The sequence below is a fragment of the Lactiplantibacillus fabifermentans DSM 21115 genome, from assembly GCF_000498955.2.
In the GTDB taxonomy this organism is placed as follows: domain Bacteria; phylum Bacillota; class Bacilli; order Lactobacillales; family Lactobacillaceae; genus Lactiplantibacillus; species Lactiplantibacillus fabifermentans.
Genome location: NZ_AYGX02000137.1, coordinates 3037 through 13726 on the forward strand (window position 1 = coordinate 3037; position 10690 = coordinate 13726).

A 10690-nucleotide genomic window follows, 5' to 3' on the forward strand; every position below is an offset into this window, starting at 1 on the left:
TGGCTCACCGTGTTCGTTAGCCCCATAATGCGGTCCGCTAACGTCGACTTACCGTGATCAATATGCGCAATAATCGCAAAATTGCGAATGTAACGTGTTTCCAAAATTTACACTTCCTCTAATTGTACCTGCGGATAGCGGCCAAGCAAATAATACTTGAAGGTCGCCACCGCATCTTGTTTCAAATCAACTTTAAAATTTTCAAAATCAACCGCCACTAACGGCTGCTTTTGAAACTCGTCTAGGCCGGACAAATTCATCAGCCCACTAATCACCGCACTTTGGACTAACAATAACTGACTCACTTCCGACACCGTGAGGGTTGGAATCCGGTCACAAACGAGCTGGGCGAGCCGTTCATTGGCCGCGTACAGTGCCTGACGATGCGTGACCGTTTGTTTCAAATTTGCACCTTGTTCCAGAATGGGCCCGCGTAAGGCGTTCAATCGCACTAGTTCTGCATGTGACGTAATTAATGCGGCCGTTTCATCCAAAAGTAACTTTAAAAAATCGGTCAACGTAAAAACTGCTCTTGCCGCGATGGTTTGCGAAACTTGGTCAAAATAGTCACAATAACCATCTAATAGTAACGTCATAAATAAACTTTCTTTGCTTTCAAAATAATTAAATAACGTGCCTTTCGAAACGCCCGCTTGTTTGGCAATGCCCGCCATCGTTATTTGGCCAAAGGATTGGGCCGCGAACTGTTGCGCCGCAATCTTAGCAATTGCTTGGGCTTTAGCGGCCTTCTGCCCAACGGTTAAAATATTCATATCGTTATGCCTCCAAAATTGACCATCAGTCAGTTTACAAATAATCAAAAATGACTTCCGGTCAAATATAAAATTACCAGCTTGAACCCTGACTGTCAAGTGAGGCATTTGCCGCAACTGTTGGCCTAGCAAAACAATGGCTGTCAGGATAGAATAGGTGTATTGAATACCATTTTTCAAAGGAGTTATCGAAAATGTTAACTAAAGTCCCCGCCAATCGCGCAGATTACCCGGTCTTAACTGCCCTGTGGCGCCGGTCAGTCGACGCGACGCACCACTTTTTGACGGCAGCTGACCGGGAAAACATTCAAGCCGCCCTCCCAACATATTTCGCGCAAGTCGATTTACAAAAATGGCTGATTAATGATGAGTTACTGGGCTTTAGCGGTACTAGTGACACCGAACTAGTCATGTTATTCATTGATCCGGCCTACTTTCGCCATGGTTACGGTCACGAAATCCTAGCTTCATTAATTACAACGGACCAGCTCACCACCGTATCAGTCAACGCCCAAAATCCTGGCGCATTGCAATTTTACCGACACTTAGGTTTTGAAATCACCTCGCAAGCCGCCACCGATGCGGATGGCCGGCCCTATCCACTACTTAATTTAACCCGACCAACGACCGCTTAATTCGGTCGTTTTTTTAGTTACTATCGCATTTCTGAGTATTTTTCAGAGTTGCGCGCATTGCTGGCATGTCGGCGGCGACCAAACCGTCCAACCAGACCGGCAGTCGGCAGCGCTCACTATCTGAAATTTTATAATCTAACCTTCATTTTTTCATACTAGTACTAATAGTTAGCGATATTTATACTAAGGACATTAATTCAGTTATCCGAAAAAAATGGAGGTTGGTCTTATGAAAAAAATTAACAAAGCAATCATCTTAGCAGCGGGATTGGGTACCCGCTTATTACCCGCCACCAAAACAACACCGGCTGCCTTATTACCAGTCGGCGGGCAACCGCTCATTCAACACTTGGTGACCGAAATCCAACAAGCAGGCGTTCAACAAATCTTAATCGTGACCGCCGACAGTGCCATCGAAGATTATTTTGACGACAATTCGACGTTAAACGCCGCCCTAAGCACCCGCTCACAATTCGCCACCCTAAAAACATTGACGCCAACCACGCCCGCTAATTTATACTTCGTGCGCCAAGCGCAACCACGCGGCGCTGGCGATGCGTTACTTGCGGCACAAAACTTCGTGGGTGATGAACCTTGCCTCGTATTAACGACCAACACTTTGACATCGGGCCACCCGAACTTAACTAAACAACTGTTACGGACCTTTAATCGTCTGGGCGCGCCACTCGTCGCAGTGACCGCCGCCACTGCGCCTACCGTCAGTTCTCTGAACGCACCGCACACGCTAAAAATCACGGCTTTAGCGTCCTTAGCATCCCAGACAACTTTGGATTTGGCTGGCCAACGGGACTTGGGCCGCTACGTGTTGACGCCGGAAATATTTACCAATCTCGCCTCCCAACGTGCGACGGTTCGTAGCGAGTCAACCTTAACCGACGCTATTGCCGCGTTAAACCAGACCCAACGCGTCTTTACCGCCACGGTTACTGGTGCGACCTATGCCGTTGATGACCCGCTGAGCTTCGCTGAAACTAACCTGGCCTTCAGTTGGCAACAACCAGCGCTCGCTACCCAGTTGCAACAATACGCTGCTAACGCCACCGCACCCCAAGTGGCCCCCGCCTTTCAAATGACCCTCAACAAAAAACTCATGCGGCGTTAACCCCCATCGTCGTCTGAAATCAGCCATCAAAAAACGACTCAGCTATGGCAGCTAAGTCGTTTTTTGATGGCATTTATTTTTATCCCGATTACCTAAGAATTGCGAACAGCTGCCAGAAACGCTGGCTCCAACGTGGACGATAAACCCACAAACTCATGATGGCCATAACAATGACCCACGTTACCACTACGATAGGCCAGCCAATCGTGCTACTTGTAAAGTTTGTAAAGACGCCTTCGCACAAATAAAAGCTCACTGGCATACTTAAAATGACCAGTACCGGCAACCGTAGCCAAGGATTGACCACCACGTTTTGGCTGCATTCACTCGAATACGTGCGACTCACGGCTTGTCCTAGCAACCAGCTGGCAAACGCGATGACTAAGGCCAGCGCGTTACCTAATAACCAATGCCGCGACAAGTAAACCCCGGCGATGTCTCGTCCAAGCAACATATTAGCTGGCAAGGTCCAGAAGAAATAACCGATCGTAATCAGTAAAAAGGCCACGATACCATTCGTTAAAATCGTCGTCGCCAACATGGCTAACATCAATAACGTCAGGCCCATCACCATGTCGCTGGCGACATTCGCCAACCAATTTTGCCATTGGAAGTTTTGCCAATATAAGGCTGGAATTTGTAATTTCAAAATTAATAATTCCAAACACTGACCACCCGCGATTCCTAACAAAGTGACTAGACCGTAAGCCCCCGTTTGTTGCCGATAAATTTGTGGCCGTGTCCAACCCAGCGTTTGTAAAAAGACATTCAAATGCCGCCAACGACTCACCCAAATTACAAAAATACCCATCGCAATAATGACAAAAAAGCTATTCATGTTCATGCCGTTGTCAAACGGGCTACGTGTCGAATGGGTCTTTTTTGTCGGTTGCGCGCGAAATAATTGTAAATTCTGTTTGGCATAAACTTTTTCATACGCTCGCTTTGACGAGTAGTGCCGACCTTGCCGATCAACATAGGTCCCCGTTTTCGCTTGATATTTCAAACTATTATTCGCTTCCATCGCTAAACTGGCTGAACTATGTTGACTTTGCCAGTTACTGTTGGCGTCTAAGCCAGCAAACGCCCCTAACCCAAGTAACAAGACCAGTAAGGCCCATAAATACCAGCGATGTTGGTGCCAAAAAACACTACGTTTAACCATGGGCCACCTCCCGTGACCGACGTTGCGACCACCATAATTGCCAAGCTAACATTACAATTAGCACCAACAACATCCCCCAAAGTTGATTGGTCAACGAAAAGCTACTATTGCTAATTTCGATAATAATATTGTCGCCAATCATGGTACCAAAGCCAATCACGATACTTACAAACCATAATAACCGTGCTAACCCCGACTGGTGGCTAGCAGGTTGCTCTTCAGCCGTCCAAGTGGTGAATAACCGCGCACCTAACCATAATAGTCCCAGCATGACTAACAGAATTAAGCCACTAGTCAGCCAATAATGCGCTTGCCACCAAGTTTCTAGTAAATATTGCTGATGTAACAACATATCGCCAGTTGCTGGATCCGTAAAAATTTCAACGGTCCCACGCCAAATAACAAAACTCAATAATGCGGCAAACCAAAATTGTTTGATAAATTGACCAATCAACCAACTTAGCGCCAGAATAGCGCCTGAAGCCATCACGCTGGCGACCGCGTTACCGATGATCCCGTTCAAATCACGGTATTGTTGATACTTCGGCGCAATCACCGTAATAATCCATCCCCAATGAATCAATTGTGCGACCGCCACGGCGGCTAACAATGCACCACCTTGGGCCAACTGGCTCCGCCAAATTTGTCGGCGCCGCGCTCCTAACCCCAGTAGAAACTCATAGTAATGACTGCGCCGGCCCCAAAAGGCGAATAACAGTCCTCCAATCAGCGCCAAAAGATAATAGCCCCAATTACCAGATTTATCCGGGGTACCTGCATAATCATGCGGTTGGTACTGATTCTTGTGAAAAAATTGATTTTGCGCCACATTGTAGCGGGTTAAACTTACTCGCTGACCATTAATTTTGTAATCATTCGGATGCTTTTTAAAATCAGCGCGTTGTTGTTGAACCTCCGTTGCCGTCATGTTAACGACTAAAGTACGTTGCAATTGGGTCGTTTGGACAGCCGTCATCAGCCCAATCACCGGTATCAAGACTAACAACCATACTAGCCACGACCGCGTTTGCGACCACCATAAATGACGAACTTGTTTATTGGTCATGTTATTCACCACCCATCACAGCGCGTTGGTCACCCAGTTTGACTCGAAAAACGTCACTGATGGTCAACGGACAAGGCGCCATCATGACCGGTTGCGCCGCTTTTAATTCGGCCTCAAGTTCCGGTGTGTAATGGTCGAAGTAGACTTCTAAGACACGCCCATAGACTTTGATTAATTTGCCATGGTCCTTAACGACCGCGGGCACGTGTTTGTCAGGAAAAACCAGTTGTAATTTCTTCGCCGTCGCCCGCAAGTTTTCCAAATCGTAGTTGGCCACTAGCCGATCATCTTTTATGAATAAAACTTGATCACACAAGCCATCTAATTCTTCAAGATTATGCGAAGAGATTAAAAAACTAGTCGGCCGCTCAGCAATTTCATTCACAATTCGCCCAACGATGCGTTCGCGGACTAAAATATCTAACCCGTCAAACGGTTCATCCAAGATAATATAGGCGGTCCCACTCACTAACGCCAATAAAATTTGAAATAACATCCGCTGACCTTTGGATAATTGCCGATAACGACTCTTAAACGGTAATTGTTCTTCGGCTAATAATTGTTTTAGTCGGTCGGTATCAAATTTCGGATAACCTTCCGCATACAAGGCACTAATCTGCGCGAGCGTCTGCCCATCAAAAAAGTTGTTTTGTGTGTCGACATAAAACAACTTTTGGCGGGCCACGGGGGTCGTTTGAACATCAACTCCATCAATTGATAACGTCCCCGATGTCGGCAAATAATGATTGGCTAACGTCCGAAACAACGTAGTTTTACCCGCCCCGTTGCGCCCGACTAGCCCAATAATTCGTTGCGGCCGCCATTCAAAACTAATGTCTTGAATGATGGGCCGGCCATCAATCGTTTTACTAATATTTTCAACTTGAATGCTCATCCTACTCTTCCCCCGTTTGGTAAGCCGCGGTCACCCAATCCCGAACCGTTGCTTCGGGAATCCCTAAAAATTGAGCTTCCGTTAATAACGCCTGTAATTTAGTTTGCACATCACTCACCGCCTCTGTATTTTTAGGTGTGGCTGCTGGTTCACTAATAAATGTCCCGCGCCCCTTGACGGTATAAACCGCCCGCTGACTTTCTAACAGTTGATACGTTTTGCTAATCGTGTTGGGATTCAAATGCATTTCCATCGCCATCGCCCGCACTGACGGTAACTTATCGCCAGGCTGCAAACTGCCGTCAACAATCTGTTGCTTAATATACATCCCTAATTGTTCGTAGTACGGCGCCCCATTCGTGGCAAATTCCAATCTAATCACCTCATTTTGACTGTGTGTATGACGTGTACTAGTTCAACTAGTACACTAACATCATTAATCAAAAAGTGCAATCAAAAAAACGTAAAAACTTTCGGTCGATACCAAGTTTTTACGTTTTTTGATTGCAACTATTCAGTTTTGAAGCGCGCTTTTAATTTAGCTTCACTGGCCGTGAGTAAGGCTTGCGGATCAACATCAAATTTTTCACTCATAATTAACACTTGGTCCAACGTATCGGCGAGCTCTTCCACTAGGTTTGCGCGTAAGGCCGCATCATCCGGGACCGCTTCGCCGGGATGGTCACGACCCAGCTCAATCGCCCGGACGGCCCGTGACAATTCACCGACTTCTTCGGTCAAAAAGTTCAACCGAATGAAGGGTGAGTACTGATACCAATTGCGTTGCTGGTAAAATTCAACTAACCACTGTTGATGCGTTTTTAAATCCACGAGTACAACCTCCAAGGATGCTTTTTATTCATCATACCAGTTTATCGGGACGGCAACTGCCAGCGCCTAATAAAAAATACCCAGCGAACTGGGTATTTTCCGTAATAGTTATTTGTGTGAGACAACAATGAATTCATAAACAGCTTCACCGTGTTGAGTAGCCCCAAATCCAACCATGGTGTGCTTCTTGCTTAACAAGTATGGTTTAGCTTTGGCGCCCTTATTGGCAACTAAGTTCGTGTGACTCATCAATTCGTCAATCGTCCCTTTACCCCAGCTGGCGCCATCTTCATATTGAATAATTGCGTTTGACTTCGGTGCCACATAACTGTCAAATACCCAACCCGCATGGGAAACGCCTTTAACATTGGCCTTGAACTTCTTACCGTCTTTAAGCATCCGGTCACTGTTCTTTTGGGCTACTTTATCCAACTTCGCAGTTTCTTTGAGTGGCTTTAAGCCAGCATTCTTACGTTCCAAATTCAAGGCCTTCAAAGCACCTTTGCGATAAGCGGTGACGCTATATTTACCGTAGCCCCACATATTCCAAACATTGCTACTCTTGACATAACCTTTGACTTTACCGTTCTTCGAAATTAAATAACTATAAGTGGCGTTTTTACCGTTCTTTTGGCGAATCGTCACTTGTTTCGTCGCATAAAACTTCGTGTATAAGTAGTTATTCATATTATGATTCTTTTTGGTTAGCTTGGTGCTGGTATACATTGCTCCGCCGCGAACGTGAACTTTATGTTTCGACTTGAAGTTCGTCGTTTTGACAACTTTAGCCGTTGCCGCTTTCTTAGCAAACGCAGTCGTAGCCGTTGAAGATAACGTCGCGGCACCAGTAGTTGTTACTGCTAAAACCGTTAACGTAGAGATAACTAATTTTGTAACTTTCATGATGTGACTCCTCCAATAAAATTGACTTGTTCAGAATGACACCCGACAAACTAAAATCGATTTCCCGTCAAATTTAGTTGCCTTGAAACTCGGTACATTCATCACTAGTAATACTTGCATATGAATATTATTATTAAAAAGTCAAAAATTATCAACATAAATTTAACAACAATGTTAAAGCTTACAGTCAAACACCAATTAAATCACGCTTTATTTATGTACCACTCATAACTATTTACCTATCAGGTTTTAAATTGATGTTCATAAGATTTGAAATATAATCTAAAAAAAAGACACCGTCATCACGATGTCTTCACTAACTATTTAATTACCAAAACTATACTTCACTATGGCGGAAAGCTTCAATCATCGTCCGCGTTAAGCTGCGTACGTCGTCACTTGGTGGTAACTGGTCACGTTGGAACCATTGCGCTTTAGCTAATTCATCAGTTTCTAGTTCAATCGCCTTATCTTGGTCCAAGTCAGCAAAGTAGCCCGCTAGCATCGAATGGGACGCGCCCCATGGCTGACTGCCAAAGTAACGTAAATTATGGACTTGCAAGCCGACTTCTTCAGCGACTTCTCGATGAATCGTATCTTCAAATGTTTCACCAATTTCAGCATAACCCGAAATTAACGCGAACCGCTTATAGCCGGTCGCAAATTTTGTCAGCAACAACTTATCGCCGTGCGTGACGCCCACGATAATGGCGGGCATAATCGTCGGATAAGTCGTTTGGCCACAGTGGTCACAAACTAATGACCGTTCTGTCGTGCCGACGCGCAGTGGTTGCCCACAATGGCCACAAAAACGGTTCGTATCATACCACCAAGCTAAGTGCGCCGCCGTGGTGGCGCTAAATGCGAGGTTGTCAGGCGTCAAGCTTTGCAACGCCCGAACGTGTTCGTGATGATAGCCCGCGGGCAACGCAGTAACCGTTAAGCCATCGACCCAGAAAAAAGCGCGGTTATCTTCTGTCAACAAATATTGACTCGTGACCGTTGGAAAATCCGTTTGAATTTGCGCATAGGTCGGCAAGGTTTGCTCAGCGGTCAGGACGACTTGACGTTCGGCACTGATTAAAACTAAGTCATCAGCTTGGGGCGCTCGTTGATCGTCAAATTGATTTTTTAATACATGGGGTTTGATATCTTGAAACATATCAGTCCTGCTTTCTCTAATTAAACTCTTTTTTATTTTTTGAATAACTGTTTCATTATAAATTATTCAATCGAATTTAGAAACTCACTTGTTTCGCTGACCACCAAAAAGGCCACCATAAATCTGGTAGCCTTAAAAATAACGCGATTTAATTAAATAAAGCGAACGAGAATTACGCCGGCTAACATGACGACTAACCCCAGCACTTTCGTCCCATTGATGGGTAATTTAGTCGCCTTAAATAAGCCTAACTGGTCAATCACGGCACTGAACAATAACTGGCCAAACAACGAAATCACCACGACCGTCCCAGTTCCAATTTGGGGCACGAGCCAGGCACTCAATAAGATATACGTTCCACCTAAAATACCACCGAGTAATAACCACCAGCTTTGACGTAACCCTTGACCAACATTTTTCAAGCGTAAGCCGACTGGTACCCGTAATACTAAGGTGAGCAAGCCCAAAATCAAGGCGCCTTCAACAAACGCCACTAAGGCCGCTTTTGCGGGTGATTGCAGGACGATGCCAACACGACCATTGATGGCCGTCTGCACCCCAAACGTTAAGCCAGCGATAATCCCTAGTCCTTGCCACCACAATTTATGAGGTGTGGCAGTATTTGTCGTAACGCGGTGCCGATTGCTCCAAATCACCGCTAAAAACATGCCTAATACGACTAGTCCTAACCCAACTGCTTTAAACACCGTTAACTGCGCCACCGGGGAAGAAAACCACCCAAATTGGTCAATGAGGACGCCCATCGCGATTTGACCGACGATTGGAAGCACCGCTGTTTGAATACTGCCAAGACGTGGAAATAATAAGACATTAACCGTTAAAGCAAATGCCCCGGTTAGTCCAACCGTCCACAGCCACCATGGATTACTCGTAATTGTCGTTAAAGCAATCCCGAAGCTCGTCTGATTAACCAATAAAATCAAACTGAGAAATACGGCTCCCACCAAAAACGAAATTGCTGAAGCCAGATAAGGACTCTTGGTATATGAACCTAACCGTGAATTGACTGCCGTTTGCATCGCGACCCCGGCACCCATAATTACTGGAATAATTGAAAAGATTAACATGTTTATTTTCCTCCTGCCATTTGTTTAATTGACAAGAGTTATCTTAGCAAGCATTTGGCTATCGTCGAAGCCCCCAAAATGCTAAGATAGTATTAACCTACAGTTAACGCCAAGGAGCTGCGCCATGATTACGCAAATGTACTTAACCTTTTTACAAATCGCTGACAGTGGCAGTTTTACCAAAGCCGCCCAGCAACTGTTTATTTCGCCGGTATCTGTAATGAAACAAATTAACAATCTAGAAACGCAACTAGACGTCAAGCTGTTTAACCGCACACATCAAGGGGTTACCCTAACACCGGCCGGGCAAGCGCTGTACACCAGCACTACCGACATTGTTACCGCCGCCGCTACCGCGATTGCTCACGCGCAAACGGTTGGTCAACATCACCAACAAATCATTCGCGTGGGGGCTTCCATCATGCGGCCCGGTGCACCCTTGGTAGCCTTATGGCGTCGGTTTGCCGATGAACTGAGTGATTATCAATTGGCCATCGTCCCGATTAATGATGATGAAGTGAGCTTACAAAGTCCCACCACCCAACTCGGCACGACGTTGGACTGTGTCGCCGGTCCCACAGATGCCGCCCAGTGGTATGAAAATTATCAAGTCTTACCATTGGGCATGGACGCCTATCGCTTAGCGGTCCCGCAGACGCATCGGCTCGCTGATCACAACCGTTTAACTTGGACAGATTTACGCGGTGAAACCATCGTGTTACCCCCGCGCAACGCATCGCCAACAATCGAAAAGATTTGCCGTGACTTGGAAGCCCACCATCCTGACATCCATATTCACAACACCACCCAGTTTTATAATACCGAAACGTTTAATGCGTATGCGAATAGCGATCAATTGCTTATTACGCGTGATAGTTGGCAAAATATCCATCCGCTACTCAAGACCATTCCCGTTGACTGGGACTATCAGTCAGCCTATGGACTAATTTTTGCCAAACAACCGAGCGCGAAGTTGGCTCAATTTATTACCATTATTAGGTAGATTGTAAAATTAATCCGAACGCTGTTCGGACAAAAAAGATCAGCTT

The 10690-nt window shown here is 45.7% G+C and carries 13 protein-coding genes; 3 read left to right on the forward strand and 10 right to left on the reverse strand.

The features are described 5' to 3' along the window. Both DY78_RS16645 and DY78_RS11640 read right to left on the reverse strand, forming a co-directional pair. On the reverse strand, positions 1 to 104 hold a 104-nt coding region (locus DY78_RS16645), incomplete at its 3' end, for a GTP-binding protein (RefSeq protein ID WP_235810672.1). A 3-nt stretch (positions 105 to 107) separates the two neighbouring features. Then, positions 108 to 773: a TetR/AcrR family transcriptional regulator gene (locus DY78_RS11640; protein ID WP_024626387.1), complete on the reverse strand. Its 666-nt coding sequence runs from the start codon at positions 771 to 773 to the stop codon at positions 108 to 110. 194 nt (positions 774 to 967) lie between these two features. Between DY78_RS11640 and DY78_RS11645 the strand changes: the two genes are divergently transcribed. Together DY78_RS11645 and DY78_RS11650 are read left to right on the forward strand one after the other, a co-directional pair. Then, the gene (locus DY78_RS11645; protein ID WP_024626386.1) at positions 968 to 1408 is read left to right on the forward strand and encodes a GNAT family N-acetyltransferase; all 441 of its coding nucleotides are present in this window, start codon (positions 968 to 970) and stop codon (positions 1406 to 1408) included. A gap of 229 nt (positions 1409 to 1637) precedes the next feature. Further along, a complete protein-coding gene (locus DY78_RS11650) occupies positions 1638 to 2531 on the forward strand; it encodes a sugar phosphate nucleotidyltransferase (RefSeq protein ID WP_024626385.1) in 894 nt (297 codons plus the stop codon). Between the two features lie 88 nt (positions 2532 to 2619). On the opposite strand, the gene DY78_RS11655 is transcribed toward DY78_RS11650, so the two are convergent. The 8 genes from DY78_RS11655 to DY78_RS11690 form a co-directional block, all read right to left on the reverse strand. After that, positions 2620 to 3696: a hypothetical protein gene (locus tag DY78_RS11655; protein WP_024626384.1), complete on the reverse strand. Its 1077-nt coding sequence runs from the start codon at positions 3694 to 3696 to the stop codon at positions 2620 to 2622. After that, the gene (locus DY78_RS11660; RefSeq protein WP_024626383.1) at positions 3689 to 4762 is read right to left on the reverse strand and encodes a hypothetical protein; all 1074 of its coding nucleotides are present in this window, start codon (positions 4760 to 4762) and stop codon (positions 3689 to 3691) included. Before DY78_RS11660 ends, DY78_RS11655 begins: the two co-directional genes overlap by 8 nt. Before the next feature lies 1 nt (position 4763). Beyond that, positions 4764 to 5657, reverse strand: coding sequence for an ABC transporter ATP-binding protein (locus DY78_RS11665; RefSeq protein WP_024626382.1), 894 nt, complete (start codon positions 5655 to 5657; stop codon positions 4764 to 4766). A gap of 1 nt (position 5658) precedes the next feature. Beyond that, on the reverse strand, positions 5659 to 6030 hold the full coding sequence (locus DY78_RS11670) for a GntR family transcriptional regulator (protein WP_024626381.1): 372 nt from the start codon (positions 6028 to 6030) through the stop codon (positions 5659 to 5661). A 137-nt stretch (positions 6031 to 6167) separates the two neighbouring features. Continuing rightward, positions 6168 to 6488 carry a MazG nucleotide pyrophosphohydrolase domain-containing protein gene (locus DY78_RS11675; protein WP_024626380.1) on the reverse strand — a complete coding sequence of 107 codons (321 nt, stop codon included), beginning with the start codon at positions 6486 to 6488 and terminating at the stop codon, positions 6168 to 6170. Between the two features lie 108 nt (positions 6489 to 6596). Further along, entirely contained in the window at positions 6597 to 7391 is a 795-nt protein-coding gene (locus DY78_RS11680; RefSeq protein ID WP_024626379.1) for a CAP domain-containing protein, read from the reverse strand. A gap of 337 nt (positions 7392 to 7728) precedes the next feature. Next, positions 7729 to 8553 (reverse strand): NAD(+) diphosphatase, encoded by an 825-nt coding sequence (gene nudC / locus DY78_RS11685; RefSeq protein WP_024626378.1) that lies wholly within the window; start codon positions 8551 to 8553, stop codon positions 7729 to 7731. Positions 8554 to 8705: 152 nt separating this feature from the next. Next, on the reverse strand, positions 8706 to 9641 hold the full coding sequence (locus DY78_RS11690) for a DMT family transporter (RefSeq protein ID WP_024626377.1): 936 nt from the start codon (positions 9639 to 9641) through the stop codon (positions 8706 to 8708). A 124-nt stretch (positions 9642 to 9765) separates the two neighbouring features. Here DY78_RS11690 and DY78_RS11695 point away from each other — a divergent pair, with 124 nt between their 5' ends. Beyond that, on the forward strand, positions 9766 to 10644 hold the full coding sequence (locus tag DY78_RS11695) for a LysR family transcriptional regulator (protein ID WP_024626376.1): 879 nt from the start codon (positions 9766 to 9768) through the stop codon (positions 10642 to 10644). Positions 10645 to 10690: the final 46 nt, after the last annotated feature.